General features: G+C 44.8%; 14 protein-coding genes. 9 read left to right on the top strand and 5 right to left on the bottom strand.

The window, feature by feature from the left end:
• Positions 1-138 precede the first annotated feature (138 nt).
• Positions 139-1,680 carry a type II secretion system ATPase GspE gene (gene gspE / locus A7325_RS07230; protein WP_068406335.1) on the bottom strand — a complete coding sequence of 514 codons (1,542 nt, stop codon included), beginning with the start codon at positions 1,678-1,680 and terminating at the stop codon, positions 139-141.
• A 384-nt stretch (positions 1,681-2,064) separates the two neighbouring features.
• Between gspE and A7325_RS07225 the strand changes: the two genes are divergently transcribed.
• Both A7325_RS07225 and A7325_RS07220 read left to right on the top strand, forming a co-directional pair.
• Positions 2,065-2,904, top strand: a complete 840-nt coding sequence (locus A7325_RS07225) for a thiazole synthase (RefSeq protein ID WP_082894336.1) — start codon at positions 2,065-2,067, stop codon at positions 2,902-2,904.
• A gap of 260 nt (positions 2,905-3,164) precedes the next feature.
• The gene (locus A7325_RS07220; RefSeq protein ID WP_068406332.1) at positions 3,165-4,604 is read left to right on the top strand and encodes a WS/DGAT/MGAT family O-acyltransferase; all 1,440 of its coding nucleotides are present in this window, start codon (positions 3,165-3,167) and stop codon (positions 4,602-4,604) included.
• 65 nt (positions 4,605-4,669) lie between these two features.
• On the opposite strand, the gene A7325_RS07215 is transcribed toward A7325_RS07220, so the two are convergent.
• On the bottom strand, positions 4,670-5,497 hold the full coding sequence (locus tag A7325_RS07215; protein ID WP_068406329.1) for an inositol monophosphatase family protein: 828 nt from the start codon (positions 5,495-5,497) through the stop codon (positions 4,670-4,672).
• A gap of 263 nt (positions 5,498-5,760) precedes the next feature.
• Complete coding sequence (gene dxs / locus A7325_RS07210) at positions 5,761-7,809, bottom strand: 1-deoxy-D-xylulose-5-phosphate synthase (protein ID WP_082894335.1); 2,049 nt, start codon at positions 7,807-7,809, stop codon at positions 5,761-5,763.
• A gap of 531 nt (positions 7,810-8,340) precedes the next feature.
• Between dxs and ribA the strand changes: the two genes are divergently transcribed.
• The 3 genes from ribA (at position 8,341) to A7325_RS07195 (ending at position 11,011) form a co-directional block, all read left to right on the top strand.
• Positions 8,341-9,024: a GTP cyclohydrolase II gene (gene ribA / locus A7325_RS07205; RefSeq protein WP_068406328.1), complete on the top strand. Its 684-nt coding sequence runs from the start codon at positions 8,341-8,343 to the stop codon at positions 9,022-9,024.
• Positions 9,025-9,042: 18 nt separating this feature from the next.
• Entirely contained in the window at positions 9,043-10,050 is a 1,008-nt protein-coding gene (gene hemF, locus A7325_RS07200) for an oxygen-dependent coproporphyrinogen oxidase (RefSeq protein ID WP_068406326.1), read from the top strand.
• Between the two features lie 490 nt (positions 10,051-10,540).
• Positions 10,541-11,011, top strand: coding sequence for a c-type cytochrome (locus A7325_RS07195; RefSeq protein WP_068406323.1), 471 nt, complete (start codon positions 10,541-10,543; stop codon positions 11,009-11,011).
• A 77-nt stretch (positions 11,012-11,088) separates the two neighbouring features.
• On the opposite strand, the gene gloA is transcribed toward A7325_RS07195, so the two are convergent.
• On the bottom strand, positions 11,089-11,658 hold the full coding sequence (gene gloA / locus A7325_RS07190) for a lactoylglutathione lyase (RefSeq protein ID WP_068406321.1): 570 nt from the start codon (positions 11,656-11,658) through the stop codon (positions 11,089-11,091).
• A 117-nt stretch (positions 11,659-11,775) separates the two neighbouring features.
• Positions 11,776-12,414, bottom strand: a complete 639-nt coding sequence (locus A7325_RS07185; protein WP_068406318.1) for a carbonic anhydrase — start codon at positions 12,412-12,414, stop codon at positions 11,776-11,778.
• A 464-nt stretch (positions 12,415-12,878) separates the two neighbouring features.
• Between A7325_RS07185 and potA the strand changes: the two genes are divergently transcribed.
• From potA to A7325_RS07165, 4 genes are all read left to right on the top strand, one after another.
• On the top strand, positions 12,879-14,153 hold the full coding sequence (potA, locus tag A7325_RS07180) for a spermidine/putrescine ABC transporter ATP-binding protein PotA (RefSeq protein ID WP_082894334.1): 1,275 nt from the start codon (positions 12,879-12,881) through the stop codon (positions 14,151-14,153).
• Positions 14,153-15,061: a spermidine/putrescine ABC transporter permease PotB gene (gene potB, locus A7325_RS07175; protein WP_068406315.1), complete on the top strand. Its 909-nt coding sequence runs from the start codon at positions 14,153-14,155 to the stop codon at positions 15,059-15,061. The genes potA and potB overlap by 1 nt, the downstream gene beginning before the upstream one ends.
• Positions 15,061-15,879 carry a spermidine/putrescine ABC transporter permease PotC gene (gene potC / locus A7325_RS07170; protein ID WP_082894333.1) on the top strand — a complete coding sequence of 273 codons (819 nt, stop codon included), beginning with the start codon at positions 15,061-15,063 and terminating at the stop codon, positions 15,877-15,879. The genes potB and potC overlap by 1 nt, the downstream gene beginning before the upstream one ends.
• Positions 15,880-15,997: 118 nt before the next feature.
• Complete coding sequence (locus A7325_RS07165) at positions 15,998-16,888, top strand: LysR family transcriptional regulator (RefSeq protein WP_068406314.1); 891 nt, start codon at positions 15,998-16,000, stop codon at positions 16,886-16,888.
• The last annotated feature ends 75 nt before the right edge of the window (positions 16,889-16,963 follow it).

The raw sequence follows: 16,963 nt of genomic DNA, 5'->3' as shown, positions 1-16,963 counted from the left end.
GCGCTATTACAAATAAACCAAACTGACTTTTTGATTAGCGGTTATTGAGCCAATTGCACCGACTTTTGACTCAATGACCGTTTTGCTTTATACAATCGTTTTGCTTTATACAATCGTTTTTCTTATACCATCGTTTTTTTATACAATCATAGCGTCATCAGTTAGGGCGCTTTCTTTAGTTACCCGCAGCACTTCTTCTAACGTCGTCCGACCCTCTATGACTTTGCGTAGTCCATCAGCACGTATCGATGGCGTTTGCTGACGGGCGTATTCTTCTAGCTCGTACTCGGCAGTATTACTATGAATCATCCGGCGCAAGGTATCGTCAATCGGTACCACTTCATAAATTGCCGTCCGCCCTTTAAAGCCTGAATTATTACATTTATCACAGCCCACTGGCTTGGGTAAATTGATGACCTCAGCTGCCAAGCTTTTAGAGTCTAATGGCATGCCAATTTCAGTAAATAATTTGGCCTGTTCATTATCGGCAGCCTGCCAACCATGACAATGGGGGCATAACGTCCGTACCAAGCGCTGAGCGACGACACCAATCAGTGAGGACGATAATAAAAATGGCTCTACGCCCATGTCCTGCAAACGTGTGACCGCACCGATGGCGGTATTGGTATGTAGCGTTGATAATACCAAATGTCCGGTAAGCGATGCTTGCACAGCAATCTCGGCGGTTTCTAAATCACGAATCTCACCTACCATCACCACATCTGGATCTTGCCGCAACATGGCGCGCAAACTTTTAGCAAAGGTCATATCGACTTTATTATTCACCTGCGTCTGACCAATACCATCGAGCTGAAATTCAATCGGATCTTCAGCAGTCAAAATATTACGGGTTTGGTCATTTAAATCGGTTAATGCCGAATAGAGCGTAGTGGTTTTACCCGAACCCGTCGGTCCAGTCACCAAAATAATGCCATGCGGACGATGGATTAAGCGCTTAAGTTCGCTATAGTCATTATCAGACAGTCCGAGATAAGTCATATTGAGACGACCGGCTTGCTTATCTAATAAACGCATGACCACGCGCTCACCAAAGCTTGATGGCAAGGTCGATACCCGTACATCGACCTCACGGCCTGCCAGTCTTAAACTGATGCGACCGTCTTGCGGCACACGCTTTTCGGCGATATCTAGCTTAGCCATGACCTTGATACGCGAGACCAGTAACGGCGCCAATTGACGCTTGGGGGTAATAATTTCTTTGAGCTCACCATCAACTCGAAAGCGTACCACTAAGCGTTTTTCAAAAGTTTCAATATGGATATCTGAAGCATTTAGACGAATCGCTTCAGACAACAGCGCATTAATCAGACGAATAATTGGCGCATCGTCTTGTTGATCCATCAAATCTTCTGTTTCAGGAACGCTATCGGCCAGGCTATCGAGGTCAGGATGGTCTTCAAGCCCAGCGGCAATATGCTGCGACTCGCCCGTATTACCGGCATAGGCGGCATTCATGCGTTTTTCGAAATCTTCAATGCTGATACTTTCATAATTTGGCACACCGCGTACGCCTTGCTGCTGTAAAAAACGCACCGCCTCATTAATGGCGGACAATGGCGTAGTTTTGGTCAACACCAAGGTCGGCGGCAACTCAGGATCAATAGCAAGAATGGCCAAAATTTGATGGCGTTTTGCAAAACTGTACGGCAGCTGCAGCATAAAGACGACCTAGTGAGTGGTTAATTTAAAAAAGAACTTAAAAAACAGCTTATAAAATAACTTTGAAAACAGTCTTGAAAACACAATCTAATACATGCCAAAAAACACTACAATCGTTAAACTGGGTAAAGATTGTCAGTAAGCGCGTATGAGTTTGTTATAATAACATTTTGTTTTAGGCAAGTAGCAAGGCTTTGCTTGGATTTATGACTTTGCTTTTAAAGCAGTTATATTATTAGCATTTAACATCGCAAGCCTTTGGCCACATAACGCCTATTTACGTTTTGCCTCTACTACTATTTAATAAAAACTCTCATTAAACACAGTAACAAACTTAATAACCTCGTTAGTCACTTTTGTCAGCCCGCTATTAGGATTATCCTTATGTCACAAGCCGCAAATACTCCTGCCAATGTTCAATCATTTTCACAAAATGCCTTATCGAATGATACCTTTACGGTTGGTAGTCGTACATTCTCTTCTCGATTGTTGGTCGGTACTGGTAAATATAAAGACATGGCTGAGACGGGTGCGGCGATTGGCACGTCAGAAGCTGAGATTGTCACCGTTGCTATTCGCCGTACCAATATTGGTCAAAATAGCAATGAGCCAAATTTATTAGATGTGATTTCACCGGATAAATATACCATCTTACCCAATACCGCAGGCTGTTTTGATGCCGAAACCGCGATTCGGACGTGTAAGCTTGCTCGCGAGCTATTAGGCGGGCATAATCTGGTGAAGCTAGAAGTATTAGGCGATGAAAAAACCCTTTATCCAAACGTGATGGAAACTCTAAAAGCCGCCAAGGTGCTAATCGATGATGGTTTTGAAGTCATGGTTTATACCTCTGACGACCCCATCGTCGCTCAAGAATTAGAGAGCATGGGCTGTGTGGCGATCATGCCGCTTGGTAGCTTGATTGGTTCTGGTCTTGGTTTGCTTAATCGCCATACCTTAAGCCTTATTATTGAAAATGCCAATGTACCCGTATTGGTTGATGCTGGCGTCGGTACCGCTTCTGATGCCGCGATTGCGATGGAGCTTGGTTGTGATGGCGTGCTGATGAACTCAGCGATTGCCAATGCACAAAATCCCGTGTTGATGGCGCAGGCCATGAAACATGCTATATGGGCAGGGCGTCAGGCGTTCTTAGCAGGTCGTATGCCGATGCGCAAAATGGCCGCTGCCAGTTCGCCGCAGACCGGCTACTTTTTTCAGTAGTTTTTAGCTTAGATTTTTCAAGTTGAATCCTGCAGGGCGAATTTTCTAGCTTAAATCTTTAAAAGCATGGCTTAACACATAATGAAATAATAAAAATCCCGTGCGCCATGCTTTTTATATTAAGATATTTTTCTAACTACTGTTAAATTTTCAATAATTTTTTGCTATATTTTTTAATTTTACTACACTTTACCTTTGTTTAACTGAATACTTATTTAGTTTATTGCCATTTTTTATTCATCGTCATAAAAGGATTTATTATGCGACTTCTCACAGCAGTCGACCAGTTGTTTTTACTTCTTGAGTCGCGTAAACAACCCATGCATGTTGGGGGTCTATTTTTATTCGAATTGCCAGAAAATGCGGACAGCAGTTTTGTTTGTCAATTGGTCAAGCAGATGCAGCACTCTGAGGTGCCGCCGACCTTTCCTTTTAACCAAGTGCTTGAGCATTTGATATTTTGGAAAAAAGACAAACACTTTGATGTTGAGCATCACTTGCACCATGTAGCGCTACCACAGCCCGCGCGTGTACGCGAGCTTTTGATGTACGTATCAAGAGAGCATGGTCGCCTGTTAGATCGGGCAATGCCGCTATGGGAATGTCATGTTATTGAAGGAATTGAGCCAGAAAGCGAAGGCGCGCCTGAACGTTTTGCCTTATATTTTAAAATCCATCATTCGATCGTTGATGGCATCGCTGCCATGCGCTTGGTCAAAAAATCCTTATCGCAATCGCCAACCGAACCGGTGACGCTACCGATTTGGTCACTGATGGCACGTCATCGTAACCAAGTCGATGCGATTTTGCCGAAAGAGCGTTCGGCGCGGCGCATTATCAAAGAGCAAATATCAACCATTAAACCGGTATTTACAGAATTGCTCGATAACTTAAAAAATTTCGGTGATGACAGTTATGTCAGTACCTTTGCAGCGCCGATGAGTGTGCTTAATAAACGCATTTCAGCCTCGCGGCGCATCGCCGCGCAGTCCTATGAGATACAGCGCTTTAATGATATCGCTGAGCGCTTAAATATCAGTAAAAACGATGTGGTGCTTGCCGTTTGTGCTGGCGCTATTCGCCGTTATCTCCTGTCGATAGATTCGCTACCAAGCAAGCCTTTGATTGCTTTTGTACCCATGTCATTACGTACCGATAATAGTGTGGCGGGCAACCAGTTGTCATTTGTTCTTGCCAATTTGGGCACGCATTTAGACGATCCACTCAGCCGCATCGAGCTGATTCATCGCAGTATGAATAACGGCAAACGCCGCTTCCGCCGTATGAATCAAGCGCAGGTTATCAATTACAGTGTGATTTCTTATGCGTGGGAAGGTATCAATTTGGCAACTGGGCTGTTTCCGAAAAAACAGGCCTTTAACCTGATTATCTCCAACGTCCCTGGGTCAGAAAAGCCGCTATATTGGAACGGCGCGCGTCTGCAATCTTTGTATCCGGCATCGATTGTATTCAATGGACAAGCGATGAATATCACTCTCGCCAGCTATTTGGATAAGATTGAATTTGGCATTACCGCTTGCAGTAAAGCTTTACCGCATGTACAAGATATGCTCGTCCTCATAGAAGAAGAGTTGCAACTATTAGAGCGCACTAGTAAAGAGCTTGAATTTCAAGGCATTACGGTGACAGATAAAAGTAATGACAAGAAAAGCGGCAAAACAAAAAAGCTGGCGCCATAAAAGCTGGCGCCATAATGGAACCAGCTTTTTCAATATTAATTTTCTAAATCTTTAATAAGTTAAAACTACAAAATATCGCCCCACGTTGGGACAACCACTTGCATTAACGGTTTTAGTAATTTAACGTTACAAGCAAAGATAGAGCCTGAGGTCATTGAGTTGTGCGCGCCTGTATGGTCAACGACCACGCCGCGTGCTTCGGTCACGATAAGCTCACCAGCAGCAATATCCCACGGCTTAATAGACATCTCAAAATAACCGTCAAAACGACCAGCTGCTACATAGCATAAATCTAGCGCGGCTGAGCCTAAACGGCGAATTTGACCGCCCGCTTCAGAGATTTTTTGTAAGCTTTCAAAATGCTGCTTGGCATAAGAGATGACTTCGCCATTGCGTTTACGCTCAAGCGGATGACCGGTGGTAAATAGGCCGCCGTCGATGGTTTTACGCTCGCTCACTTGCATACGGCGATTGTTTAAACGCGCGCCTTTACCACGGCTAGCCGAGAACATCTCATCACGCACAGGGTCATAGATGACGCCGTGCTGGGTCACGCCTTTATGTTGCACCGCGATAGAAACACAAAACTGCGGTACGCCATGGACGAAGTTTTTAGTGCCATCTAGCGGATCAATAATCCAGCACCAATCCGCATCTTCACCGCGACCTTCTTGCATACCAAACTCTTCACCCAAAAACGAGTGATTTGGATAGCTGGCTTTTAAAGTCTCAATCGTCAGCTCTTCACTGAAACGATCAATGCGCGTGACCAAACCATCAAGTCCTTTTGACTCAATATCTAGCTCGATTTTGTGGCGGTTTTGATGCGCATATAAAATCTCTTTACCGACTTTTTCAGCAGCACGCGCTGCGATAACGACCATGGGTTCCATAAATAACCTATTTGCTTGATGAATGAATACTACTTAAAAGATGTGACTGATAAAATGTACAAAAAATAAAAGCCGCTTAAAATTAAATCAGATTAATAACTCATGAAACCATCGCCGCCTAGCGAACCAAATAAATGATTGCCAGCAGTAGTGCCGCCCAAGTTGTCAAATAATTCACACCTACGGCAAGTAGGCGAGGTTTAAGCAAAAATGCTTTATTTTTCAATCTGCTATTTTAGCAATTTTTTTTGAGTGATAGGATTTTATTTTAGCAATTGCTGCAGCTGGCTGACGACCCCTGCAACATCCAGACCACAATCAGCCATTTGTTCTGTTGGCGAACCATGAGCGATAAAGCGATCAGGTATACCAATATTACAGATTACTGGGCGGCTATTTTTAAAGGCTATTGATTCGTTAAGTAAATATTCATTGATTGCACTGCCCGCGCCGCCCATAATCGTATGCTCTTCTAAAGTAGCGATATGGGTAACGCCTTGCTCGATTAAGCTTTCAAGCAAGTGCGTATCTAATGGTTTCACCCAGCGCATATTCACCACATGTACTTGGCAGTCTGTTTTTGTATTATCGTTAATCAGGCTTACTGCCGCTTGCTGAGCCGTCGCCACCATGGTACCAAAGGCTAATAATGCCAACTTATTAGGTGCGTTATCTTGACCTAAAACTGACTCTACTACCGCTTTACCAATGGAAAAAACCTGTGCGGGCTGAGTAATCGTCGCGCCAACGCCAACTCCGCGCGGATAGCGCACAGCCGTACAGCCTTGATATTCATAGCAAGTATTTAGCAAGTGATAACATTCGTTTTCATCTTTTGGCGCGGCAATCAGCATATTCGGTACGCAGCGTAAAAAGGCAAAATCAAACACACCGGCATGGGTAGCACCATCTTCACCAACTAGACCAGCGCGATCAATAGCAAACATCACATCAAGATTTTGTAGCGCCACATCATGAATGAGCTGATCGTAACCGCGCTGCAAAAAGGTTGAATAAATGGCGACGATTGGTTTGACGCCTTGGGTCGCCATGCCGCCTGCTAACGTTACCGCGTGTTGCTCAGCAATCGCTACATCAAAAAAGCGCTTAGGAAATTGACGGGCAAACTCAATCATACCCGAGCCTTCTTCCATGGCTGGGGTAATGGCAAGCAATTTCTCGTCAGTAGCAGCTTTATCACATAAGAACTGACCAAAGACTTGCGAGTATTTTAATAGCGGTGTACTCGATGCTAAGCTATCGGTTGGGGCTTTCTTCTCGCTATCTTCAGCAGGCAATCTACTGATAGCATGATAGCCAACTGGATCTAATTCAGCAGGCGCAAACCCTTTACCTTTGGTGGTATAGATATGCACCAACACTGGGCCTTTTAATTGCTTGGCAAGCGATAGTACGCGCAGTAGCTCAGGGATATTGTGGCCATCAAACGGACCGAAATAAGTAAAACCAATGGCTTTAAATAGATTGTCTTCTAATTGCGGCACATCGCGCAGCTCGTTATGACGTTTACGGCGGTCGTAGGCTTGCATGTCAGGACGCTGGCATAATATTGGCTCGCCAGCATCAGAGATATCAACCTGATAGCCTGACTCCCACAATGTCGCTAAATGCCGTGAAAAACCACCAATCGAGCAAGATATCGACATGTCGTTGTCGTTTAAAATGACCAGCAAATCCGCATCTTGTTGGACGGCGTCATTCATCGCTTCAAACGCCATGCCGCCGGTCATTGCGCCATCACCTATAATACATGCAACCGTTTGCGCGCGGCCTTGATAGCGTAGCGCCAGGCTCATGCCAAGACCCGCCGAAATAGACGTCGATGAATGCCCAACGCCAAAAGTGTCATAAACCGACTCGGCGCGTTCTGGAAAAGCGGTCAAACCATCTTTTGCGCGAATAGTACCAAGCTTTTCACGGCGACCCGTCAACACTTTATGGGCATAGGCCTGATGACCGACGTCCCAAACAATCTGATCTTGGGGCGCATCTAACAGATAATGCAGGGCAATGGTCAACTCAATGACGCCTAAATTGGCCCCGAAATGACCGCCACTTTGACCAGCTGAATAAAGCAGAAAAAGCCGTAGCTCATCCGCCAAGGTAATGAGCTGACTTTCGCTAAACGCTTTTAAATCAATCGGGGCGTCTACTGTATCAAGTAGCGGCGTATGCGGACGCTCACGTGGAATCACTGCATAAGTTTTTTGCAGGTGCGATAGCGATGCAGCAGAATCAATGGCTGACGCAGATGATGACTTAGACTGTGGGGAATGAGGTGACTGCTGCATAAAACGTACGATACCTACCAATCTGCTAACAAGATGCTACCTTAAATGCTAGCTAGCATCTAAGTGGCGTTAATAATAGTGCGGACATTATAAATCAACAAATGTCATCGACTATATGTTTATTGATACAGCGCTTAAAATAGCTGTGAATAACGATTTAAAATAAAACAAACTTTCAAAATTTAGAACTTTCAATTTTATAGACATTTTAAAATGAGACTATGTCCTCATATAAAATATTATAGCGCCTGCTAATTTTGCTTTCATATTGAGCGCATATTGGGCGACAGTGACGACATAGTAATGCAAGGGCTAAGACTTGTCACTGTATCCGTCAAAATAGTATGGCATAATAGCATTTATTTTTAATTGTCGCTTTAATCATCGTGCGCCGTCTGTGAACTTTGTGTGTATTTCCACCAAACAGCTTTCGTATGCTATTTTAGTTAGCAGCGCTTATGTCACACCTTTATTATTATAAAACTTTAACCGACCGCTAGCGTCACGATGATCGGCTTATGCAGGACATTAATGTCATATCAATTTATCACCAATGCCAAACTACCGACTCGTCACGGCGAGTTTGATATTCATATCTTTGAAAATGCAGACGGTCAAGAGCATGTGATGCTTACTGTCGGTTTACCTGTGGCCAATCAAACTGAGGTTTTAAATCAGCAGGACACGGCATCAATCGAAGACAGTCAGACGTCAAAAGAAGCGCTCATTCCGCTCATTCGCATTCATTCGGAATGCTTGACGGGTGATGCTTTTAGCTCATTAAAATGCGATTGCGGTCCCCAGCTTAATACCGCGATGCAGGCGATACAAGAAACCGGCTGCGGGGCGATATTATACTTGCGTCAAGAAGGACGCGGCATTGGCTTGACCAATAAAATCCGTGCTTATGCCTTGCAAGATCAAGGGCATGATACGTTAGATGCCAATCTTATGTTGGGTTTACCGGCTGATGCGCGCGTTTATGATATGTGCGGGCCGATGCTTGCTCATGTCGGCGTCGATAGCGTGCGCCTGATTACCAATAATCCCGATAAAGTGGCTTACTTAACCGAGCATGGTATTAATGTCGTCGAGCGCGTGCCGTTATTGGTTGGGGTGAACGATATGAATGCTGAGTATCTCGCGACCAAACGCGACCGCATGGGCCATCTGCTCGATAAAGATTTCAATACCGCCTTACACCTTAATAAATAGTAAATAATTAGATATTTTATGACCATACCAAATATAGACAATCATGACAATTTGCCAGAGACCAATTCTGCCGTGACGCCAACCCACAATGACATCACGCGCGTGCGTGAGTTTTTGGTGGATCTGCAAGCGCGTATCTGCCAAGCGTTAGAGTCGCAAGAGCGCGACGGCAGCAGCAATGATCAGCCGGCAACCTTTGTACCTGACGATTGGGAACGTCCTGAGGGCGGCGGCGGCCGTTCTTGCGTGCTCGCAGGTGGTGAAGTGATTGAAAAAGCGGGCGTGATGTTTAGCCATATTCATGTGCATAACCTGCCCGCTTCCGCAACTGCGCGGCATCCTGATATCGCTGGCCGTAAAGCGCAAGCGATGGGCGTTTCATTGGTAGTGCATCCTAAAAACCCCAATGTGCCAACCAGCCATGCCAACGTGCGTTTATTCGTTGCTGAAGCCGAGGGCGAAGACCCGATTTGGTGGTTTGGGGGCGGTTTTGATTTGACGCCGTTTTATCCGGTGCTTGCTGACTGCGTACATTGGCATCAGGTTTGTCGCGACCTGTGCGCGCCGTTTGGCGACAGCGTCTATCCTGACTTTAAACAATGGTGTGACGAATACTTCCATCTGCGCCATCGTAATGAGCAGCGCGGTATCGGCGGCCTATTTTATGACGACGTCAATACCGAGAGCCGCGGTTGGGATTTTGATACCTGCTTTAAATTTATGCAAGCGGTCGGTAATGGTTATCTTGAAGGTATATTGCCAATTTTTGAGCAGCGTAAAAACACCCCTTATACCGAAGCACAACGTGAATTTCAGCTTTATCGCCGCGGACGCTACGTCGAATACAACCTTGTTTATGACCGTGGCACTCTATTTGGACTACAAAGTAATGGACGCATTGAGTCCATCTTAGTCAGTATGCCGCCGCTTGCCAGCTGGCATTATCGCTTTGAACCTGCCCCCGGCACGCCTGAGTTTGAATTGACCGATTTTTATCTAAAACCGCGTGATTGGTTGACTTTATAGTCTTCATTGGCATAATAAGCCGCAGACAGCGTTTTGGTTCTTGGATAAACAGCCTATTTGCTCTCTTTAAAATTTCAGAAAAACACTATCAAGGTCAGCGTTACTGCTGACCTTTGTTATTTACTGTTTTTATTTAAGAGTAGCTAAACTGTTAAACAGGGCATTTTGACTTTTAGCTTATAAAACGCGCTTTGGCGAACATTCATAGCTGATTAAAATGCCATTACAAAATGACATTACAAAAAGGTACTTTATTATCCTACTTTATTTTAGCCTGTTGAGGTTTAATTAATAGCAATATGGGTTTAAAGCGTTATAGATTTAAAGTCATGTTGGTTTAACAGGCTATATGGTAAAAGACCAGAACTTAGCTGTCTTTAACATTTAGAACAACCACATAATATTCAATTCATAGTAGCAATATAACAGGTGGCGAGCATGCAAGTGCTTCGGCACCTTTTTATTAGCCACGTATAAAGGAGCAATACAGATGGCACAGGTTTCTAATAATAAATCATTCAAGTCTATCGTCGGCGTAACGTTGATGGCAGCCGCCTTAGGTCTAACAGCTTGTAGTACACCAGTTGACCCTGACGTCAAAGCGCGTCAAGACACCATGAAAAGCTGGGGCGATGCGATGGGTATCATGGGCGATATGGCTGAAGCGCCTGATACCTTTGATGCCGAAGTCTTTAAAGAACAAGCGGCATTTTTAGCAAAAGACTCTGCCAATCCTTGGAGCCACTTTGAAAACCAAGAGGCCACAGGTAATGCTACTGAAGCGGTTTGGAGCAACGTTGACGGTTTCCGCGCTGAAGCTGATGACTTCCGAAAAGCCACTGCCAACCTAAATGCAGCGGCACAAAATGCAACCAGTGTCGATCAAGTTTTACCTGCGCTTGGACAAGTCGGTGACAGCTGCAAATCATGCCATACCGATTTTAAAGTGAAAAAAGACTAACGAGTATTCGCTTTCAAATATAAAAAAGCCGCTATTGTTCATATAGCGGCTTTTTTATTGGTTAAAGAGTAACTTGTTTAACCCATTAAGTCGGCTTGGACGATTTCAATCCAGTAACCATCAACGTCTTTGATAAAGGCGATATTTTTCATACTGCCGTCTTCTGGACGTTTTTTAAACTCGACGTTGTTTTTATCAAACCAAGCAACCGCTTCGTCAAGACTTGGCACACTAAAGCAGATATGACCAAAGCCTTGTGGTTCACCATTGCCATCATGGTAACTAAAGTCCGCTTGGGTTTCGGTACCGTAGTTATGAGTCAGCTCTAAAATACCGCGCTGACGGAAGGCAAAAATTTCTAAGTCGTCACCCGCTGGCAAATTTTCCCGCTCGCTGTCAGTCAACTTGGCCAAGAAATATAAATCAAACCCCATCGTAGGGAACTTTTTTACCGCCAGTAACGTCATGCCCAAAATACCCGTATAAAAGGCCAACGATTTGGCTGGGTCTTTGACGCGTAGCATGGTGTGGTTAAAAGTATAACCTGCCGTCTGCGCTGAAATTGGCTGCACGCCTTCTGCTTTTACGCTGCTCTCAGGCTGAGTGATACTGTCTTTATTAGCATCTAAATTTTTTAAATCCGTCATAATTTTTCCAATATCTAAGTATTTTAATCGTCATTTATCCATTATAAATCATTGATAACGGGTACGTGCAAAATCAAATCGTATCCACCATTCCGAACGTTTAATGATAAATAGCTATTAAGTATCTAAAAAGCGTACTTTTCCAGTCTCTAAATTGTATTCAGCGCCAACGACGAGTAGCTGACCGCTACTGGTTAAGTCTTCTAGGGCGCGCGAACCATGCTTTAATTGGCTGACCGACATGCGCACATTGGCACGAATAGAGCGATCGACCAATTCATCCGCATCGACGTCTTGACCGTTGGCCGTTGCCAGCTCATGCAAGTTGTAAACACTTGGGCGAATACGATCGACGATTGATTGTAAATTTGGCGAATAGTTTTGCTCAGGATTGATCAGCGCATCGACGCAAGCGGTCACCGCTCCGCAATGCGAATGCCCAAGCACTACCACCAGTTTGGTGCCAAATTTTTCTGCCGCAAATTCAATCGAACCGATTTGAGATGGCGCAACCACATTACCCGCCACGCGTATGACAAACAAATCGCCCAAACCTTGGTCAAACACAATCTCAACTGGGACACGGGCGTCCGAGCAACCCAAAATAATCGCTAATGGATCTTGGTCACTGATCAGCTCAGGACGTTTTTGCATGCAAGGGTCAGTGCTGGTCAGACTTTCTACGTAGCGTACATTACCTTCTTTGAGTAGTGCCAGTGCTTCTTGTCCAGTTTTTGGGCGGTTACTGTTAGGCATAAGGGGTCCTTGTTTATCAAAATGGTTTAAATTATAAATTGCGCTAGCATTCTGTTTTCTACTTTAAGATACAGCTTTCAGCTATGCTTATCTTTTAAGCTTATCTCTTAAACTTAGCCGTTTGCTATTGCAAATATCCTTGTATTTAGCATACACAAAATTATTGTAGCGCAAGCAAGACAGAAAAACGGTAAAAATTCTTTATTGTATGAAGGAAGCATTGCAAGCAAAAGCATTGCAAGGCAAGAAATTGGCAGCCAAGCATTTAGCTCATTATTTTTTTAACGACCTAAACCAACCGATAACGAACTTGCACTGACTTATAACAAGGGTTTGTTATAATACCCAGCAACCAGATTGTATATATAGCCAACGCTTATCGCCAGACTTAACAACATGCAAATTGCTGCCAGTATCTACTATTTTAGTGCTGCTGCGCATTTGGTGTTTTAGGAATCAACCTTATGACCGAAACGAATGTAAACCTGCAAACCACGCCTTTGTCGCCTAATAGTGACAAGGCGCTGCTGCAACTGACTGGTCTCCAAAAAATTTATGATCAAACCGAAGTGTTAAAGGATATTAACCTTGATATTGAACATGGCGAATTTATCACCTTGCTTGGGCCATCAGGCTGCGGTAAGACGACTTTGCTGCGCTTAATTGCGGGTTTTGAGCAGCCAAATGCAGGGGCGATTTATCTTGATGGCATACAAATGGCAGGCTTGCCAGCGGATAAGCGTCCGGTCAATACTGTGTTTCAGCAATATGCGTTATTTCCACATATGACGGTGGCGCAAAACGTCGCTTATGGGCTTAAACTCAAAAAAGTGCCAAAAGATGAGATACAAACGCGGGTACGTGAGATGCTGGCGATGGTACAGCTTGAGCATTTGGCCAATCGCAGACCGCAAGATTTATCCGGAGGTCAGCAGCAGCGCGTAGCGATTGCGCGCGCGGTGATTAATCGTCCTAAGCTATTATTGCTCGACGAGCCATTATCGGCGCTCGATCATAAGCTGCGTTTGCAAATGCAATCTGAGCTTAAACGTCTGCAGCGCGAGCTTGGCATTACCTTTGTCTTTGTCACTCATGATCAAGAAGAAGCGCTGTCGATGTCGGACCGCATTGCGGTGATGAAAGACGGTAGATTTCAGCAAATTGGCACGCCGATTGAGATTTATGAAACCCCTGCCAATCTATTTACCGCCAAATTTATCGGTGAAACCAACTTGTTTAAAGCGGAAGTCAAAGGCGTTTACCCTGAGCAGCCCGATCGTGATGGGCGCGTGACCAATGGCCGTATTGAGGTCGAGGTCTGCGAAGCACAAGCGCAAGAGGGGCCGACGACCTTACGCAATCTGCGCCGCCCTGACTTTGCCAATGACGTGCAAGTTGGTGATATCGTTAACTTACTATTGCGCCCTGAAGATTTACGCATTTATGACCCCAATGATAAAGAACATGGCGGCTTACTGGGGCGGGTGATTGAAAGTAATTATAAAGGCAGTACCTTAGACTCGATTATTGAGCTAACCAACGGCCATATTATTAAAGCCTCGGAGTTCTTTGATGAAGACGACCCAAGTTTTGATTATAAGCTTAACGAAGGCGTTAAAGTATCGTGGGTCGATGGCTGGGAATGGGTGTTGCCAGAAGAAGATACGCTTGCTAGCGGCATTGATAACGGGATAAACAATAGCCCTAGTAAATTAGCTGCCCAAAAGGATATCAGCTAATGGCGCGTCCTAACGTAGGTAATAAAAAATCAAGTCATAAAAACTTGAGCAATAAAAGCCCTTTTCGTACCGCAACGCTATGGCTAATTTGGGGTTGGCTGCTCATCTTTGCGCTATTGCCAAATATACTGGTGATTGCCGTCAGCTTTTTGACCCGTGATAGCACCGCTTTTATTAGTTTACCGGTCACTCTCGACAGCTACGTGCGCATGATTGACCCGCTATATTTTGACGTTTTTGTGCATTCATTATGGATGGCGGGTATCACCACAGTCATTTGCTTATTACTTGGCTACCCGTTTGCTTGGTTTGTTTCTCGAGTAGATAAACGCTGGCAGCCACTGTTAATGCTCATGCTGATATTGCCATTTTGGACCAACTCTTTGGTGCGCACCTATGCGCTAAAACTATTATTTGCCAGCAATGGTTTGATTAATAAATCCTTATTAGCCATCGGTATTATCGATGCGCCCATAGATATTTTATATACCCAAGGCGCGGTCATTGCCGGTTTAACCTATTTGTTATTTCCGTTTATGGTGCTGCCGCTGTATGCGGTATTCAGTGATTTGCGCGATGATATGCTGCTCGCCTCGCAAGATTTGGGTGCTTCAAAGCGCCAAACCTTTTGGCACGTGGTATTACCCTTAACCACACCGGGGATTATCTCCGGGGTGCTGTTGGTACTACTACCAGCGATGGGGATGTTTTATGTCGCCGATATCTTGGGCGGCTCACGTAACTTATTGGTCGGTAATATTATCAAAAACCAGTTTTTGGATGCGCGTGATTGGCCATTTGGTGCCGCCGCCAGTGTGCTATTGACCCTTGCGATGGCGGTATTATTACTCGCTTATCGTGCCAGTAGCCGCCGTATTGGCAAGACTGATTTTAACGAGGTGGCCTAATGTCTGATAGTTCACTGAATAGTACTCCAATTAAAAATAAACGCTCTATCAAATTAGGTAATATTGCCGCCAAAGGCTATCTCAGTCTGATTTATATTTTATTATATCTGCCTATCATCGTTTTGGTGGTAATGTCATTTAATAAATCAAAAATTGGTTATAACTGGGGCGGCTTTAGTTTAAAGTGGTACGAGTCGCTACTGAATAATCAGGCGATGCTTGATGCCTTTTGGCACTCTATTGTTTTAGGCTTGGTTGCGGCTACGGTTTCGACCGTTATCGGTACATTAACGGCGCTTGCGCTGCATCGCTATGACTTTCGCGGTAAAGGGCTGCTCAATGGCCTGTTATTTGTGCTGATGATGTCACCTGAAATTGTCCTAGCAATATCGCTATTGACCCTGTTTTTATTAATCGGATTGCAGCTTGGCTTTGTCTCGCTATTACTAGCGCACATTACTTTCTGCCTACCGTTTGTCGTTATCACTGTGTTTGCGCGCTTAAGTAGTTTGGATGAGCGCTTGATGGAAGCAGCGCGAGATTTGGGTGCTAGCGAATCAACAATGGTACGTACGGTGTTGATTCCAGTAATTTTTCCTGCGGTGATGGCTGGCTGGTTACTTGCCTTTACCTTATCGCTTGATGATGTGGTGGTATCGACCTTTGTGACCGGCCCTAGCTATGAGATTTTACCGCTCCGTATTTATTCTATGGTGCGCGTGGGACTTAAACCTGAGGTCAATGCTATTGGGACCATTTTATTGGTCGCTTCATTAGTTTTGGTGGTTATCTCACAATTGCTGCTGCGTCGGCGCTAGTTTTAATTTTTACGGTAAAATAATGGCAATGTAATTTTAGGCAAAAAGCGCCTATGATTTTTCAAGATTCTAAACACCTATTTTCCTATTTCTTTAACGTCAGTGGTTAGGTTATTTTATGCTAGAGCTCCGTCATCTTAATACACTAACTGCGCTGCGAGCCCATGGCTCATTGGCCGCTGCTGCCGATGAGCTGCATGTCACCGCCTCTGCGGTCTCCCATCAGTTAAAAGAATTGGAAAATTACTACGATATTAGCTTGGTCAATCGGCGCACGCGTCCGCTGACCTTTACCCCAGCGGGCAAAACAGTATTGGCGCTGGCTGATAGCATCCTGCCGCAGGTCACGCGCACCAAAGCCAACTTAAAGCGCTTGGCACATGGGCAGGCAGGCAGATTGCGCCTTGCGTCTGAATGTCACAGCTGCTTCGATTGGTTGATGCCGATTCTCAATCACTATCGTCGCGAATGGTCAGATGTTGAGCTGGATTTTGCCACTGGTTTTGAGCCTGAGCCACATCATTTACTGCAAGAAGGTGATATCGATTTATTGATTACCACCAGTAATTTACCTATAGAGGGCATCAGTTATCAGCCTTTGTTTGAATACGAGAGCCGTTTGGTGCTGTCGCCGACTCACGACTTGGCTGAGCAACCATTTATTCATGCCCAAGACTTGGTTGCTGAAACCTTGATTGCCTATCCGGTAGAAGCTAAGCGCCTCGATATCATTGCCAATTTTATGACCCCAGAAGAGGTCAGTTTTAAAGCGATTCGTACCACCGAGCTCACGGCGATGCTAATTCAATTGGTTGCTAGCGAGCGCGGGGTGGCGGCACTGCCTGATTGGGTGGTAAGCGAGTATGAGAAAAAAGGTTGGGTAGTTTCACGCCCATTAGGCAGTGGCGTCTACTGTCAGCTCTATGCAGCGACGCGCACCGCAAGCCAAGATATGGCTTATATGCAAGGGTTCGCCAGTCTATTAGAAGGGATTGTAAAACCGGTATAGCTAGTGCTTTTTTTAAAAAGTTGTTTAAAAAAGAGCCGTATTAAAAATTAATATGGCTCTTTTTTATTGCGACAT

This window comes from Psychrobacter sp. SHUES1 (assembly GCF_001652315.1).
Lineage (GTDB): Bacteria > Pseudomonadota > Gammaproteobacteria > Pseudomonadales > Moraxellaceae > Psychrobacter > Psychrobacter faecalis.
Note: the sequence above shows the minus strand (reverse complement) of the source record. Positions and strands in the feature narration are given on the sequence as shown.